The sequence below is a fragment of the Deltaproteobacteria bacterium genome, assembly GCA_018668695.1.
In the GTDB taxonomy this organism is placed as follows: domain Bacteria; phylum Myxococcota; class XYA12-FULL-58-9; order XYA12-FULL-58-9; family JABJBS01; genus JABJBS01.
Map to the genome: position 1 here is coordinate 1 of JABJBS010000128.1, position 2,776 is coordinate 2,776.

Genomic DNA, 2,776 nt, shown 5'->3' on the forward strand with positions numbered 1-2,776 from the left:
CTGATTCCCGATAGCGACAAAGTGATTGAGATTGGTCCGGTGGGCGTTATGAAAGGCCCCGTAGATTGGCGCCTGATTGTCACGGGCTTCTTTGCGTTCTTGGGCATTGGTCTGGGTATCTATCTCGTATTGCGACCCGTCAAACGCGACCTCGTTGAGCTAAGTGACGCGGCTGAGGCATTTGGGCAAGGCAACTTTGAACGGCGCGCCATTGTAGATGGCCCCGGCTCGGTGAAGCATTTGGCCTATAGCTTCAACTCGATGGCGGAGCGCACCTCTAACCTCATTGATAGCCATAAAGCGCTCTTAAGAGCGGCCTCCCACGAGCTGCGTACACCTCTGGCGCGGATTGTCATGTCGATTGATTCACTGGCTGAAGCCGACGACGACGACGAACGCGAACAGCTCTTAGGCGGCGTAGAGGAATCTCTAGGCGAGCTGGAAGCTTTGATTGAGGAACTGCTCGACTTTACCAAGCTCCAAGAAGGTGCGCCTATCAGCGAGAAAGAGCCCTGCGAGATTTCCGATGTGCTGGAAGCAGCGCTCGATGCTTTTACGCCCCATGTGGGTGAACTTAAAGTTGAAGTGAAACTGCCCGAGGACAGTGTGTCGGTGTTGGCCGCGCCGCGCTTTTTGCGCCGGGTGCTCGACAACCTTCTATCCAATGCTTCGCGCTACGCGAAAACTCAAGTGGCTCTGCGCTGCGTTGCCACCGAAGACCGCATTCAAATCATGGTAGACGACGACGGACCAGGCGTGCCAGAAGACAAGCGCCACGATGTGTTTCGCCCCTTTGTAAGATTAGATGCCAGCCGCAACCGGCACAGTGGTGGTTTTGGTTTGGGCCTATCCATTGCAGACCGCATCACACGCCAACACGACGGCATGCTTTCGGTGCATAAAAGCCCAGAAGGTGGTGCTCGATTTATGTTGGATATGCCTCGGCTGATTGAAGAGCCAGAGCTGGAACCGCCTCTCCAGGCGATTTAGGGCGCGCTGCCCTACTCCATGCTGCGGCGAAGCTTCTGCTTACTCTCAAAACGCTCCACTGCCAAATCGACCAAACGGGTGAGCAGCTCTTTTTGCTCAATTCCGCTGTGCTTCCAAAGCATGGGATACATGGATACGTTGGTGAAACCCGGCAGTGTGTTGATTTCGTTCACCACCAAATTGCCATCGTCTTGTACAAAGAAATCCACCCGAGACAAGCCGCTGCAATCGAGGGCGAGGAAAGTATCGATGGCCACTTCTTTAAGCTTCGCTAAAGTTTCGTCGCTTACTTTGGCGGGCACTTCAAGGCCGGCGCCGTTGGCATCTACATACTTGGCTTCGTAAGAGTAGAAACCGTGCTCAGCGTGAACAATCACTTCACCGGCCACAGAGGCGATGGGATTGTCGTTTCCTAATACGCTGCATTCAATTTCGCGGCCAATGATTTCAGACTCTACAACGACCTTGGTGTCGAACTGGAAAGCAAAGTCCATGGCTTCTCGAAGCTCGGCGGAAGCGGCAACTCGCTTGATGCCCACAGACGAGCCTTGGTTCGCAGGCTTCACATACACCGGGAAACCCAGCTCTTCGATTTGCGTGAGAATGGTGTCGGCTTTTTTGTCCCAGTGGTAGCGGCGGTAAGACTGGAATGGCCCGACTGGAATGCCCGCATCGCGCAGCACCCGCTTCATGGAGTCTTTGTCCATGCTCACCGATGAGCCCAAAACGCCGGAGCCCACATAGGGGATTTCCGCCAGCTCAAAGATGCCTTGCATGGTGCCATCTTCGCCCATGGGTCCATGGAGGATGGGAAAGATAACGTCGATTTTCGGAGCGCCCACGCCCTCAAGCATGCCGCCCGTTGGACGCGGTGCCATTGCCACCGGTGGACAGTTTGCCTGCAACGCCACGGTACGTGGGTCTGTAGAAGCCTCCAGGAGCAACTTAGGATCCTGCAGAGACCACTTCCCCTCTTTATCGATGCCGATAAGAGATACCTCAAATCGGTCTTTATCCAGAGAGGCCAGGATGTTACGGGCAGAAAGAATGGAGATTTCGTGCTCTGTTGAGCGTCCTCCATACACAATGGCTACACGGGTTTTTGACATGGAGTGTCTCTATTCTTAATTGTCCTATCCGGCAAGCGGCAATGGCACCGCATGGGGGAAACCACTGAAATCTGGAGGTTATTCCAGATAAATGCATTTAAATACATGGGTGACATTCGCTATGTGATAGGCTATACCGGTGTGCTGCACTTCATTAAGTGCCCAGAGAGAACGGTAGACCCATATATGGGGGCGACATGGTTTCGACGGGGATTCAGAGATGTGTTTGGAGCGTGTCGTGGAGGTCAGCAGACCACGTTAATACCTGATGACGAAAACTAAATGCCAACGATAATGTTGAGCTCGCTCTAGCAGCTTAAAAACCTGACTAGGCGCGTCGGTCTTCGACTCTGCCAGTGGTTGAAGGTTACCGGCGCCAAAACAGCTGGCTGGATTCACCTGGGCGTCTCAGCTGAGTGAATCGAGACTTTCTGAGACTCGCCAAAAACATAGCCTGTCGATGGGCGCTGTTATTGGTAAAATTAATCATCGACTACACACGTAGTGCCTACCATTAAAGGTTTCCGGACGCGGGTTCGATTCCCGAACGACTTCATCTATAAACGTTTGATATAACGTGCTGTTTTTATTTCGATGCGGCTAATCTGCCCTAATTCTGCCCTAAAACTGGGGTTTGGTTTTCAGTCAATATTCAAAGACTCAAGTAAACGAGCGCA

At 52.9% G+C, this 2,776-nt stretch carries 2 protein-coding genes and 1 other RNA gene; 2 read left to right on the forward strand and 1 reads right to left on the reverse strand.

What is annotated here, in order from left to right:
- Positions 1-990: HAMP domain-containing protein (locus HOK28_07095; GenBank protein MBT6432840.1), on the forward strand; the 990-nt coding region annotated here is incomplete at its 5' end.
- An 11-nt stretch (positions 991-1,001) separates the two neighbouring features.
- Here HOK28_07095 and ddlA read toward each other — a convergent pair.
- Positions 1,002-2,099, reverse strand: a complete 1,098-nt coding sequence (ddlA, locus tag HOK28_07100; protein MBT6432841.1) for a D-alanine--D-alanine ligase — start codon at positions 2,097-2,099, stop codon at positions 1,002-1,004.
- 188 nt (positions 2,100-2,287) lie between these two features.
- Here ddlA and ssrA point away from each other — a divergent pair.
- Positions 2,288-2,658: a transfer-messenger RNA gene (ssrA, locus tag HOK28_07105) on the forward strand.
- The last annotated feature ends 118 nt before the right edge of the window (positions 2,659-2,776 follow it).

Coding starts and splice junctions, on each gene's coding strand:
- ddlA (MBT6432841.1), bottom strand. CDS start 2,099: ATGTCAAAAACCCGTGTAGCCATTGTGTATGGAGGACGCTCAACAGAG.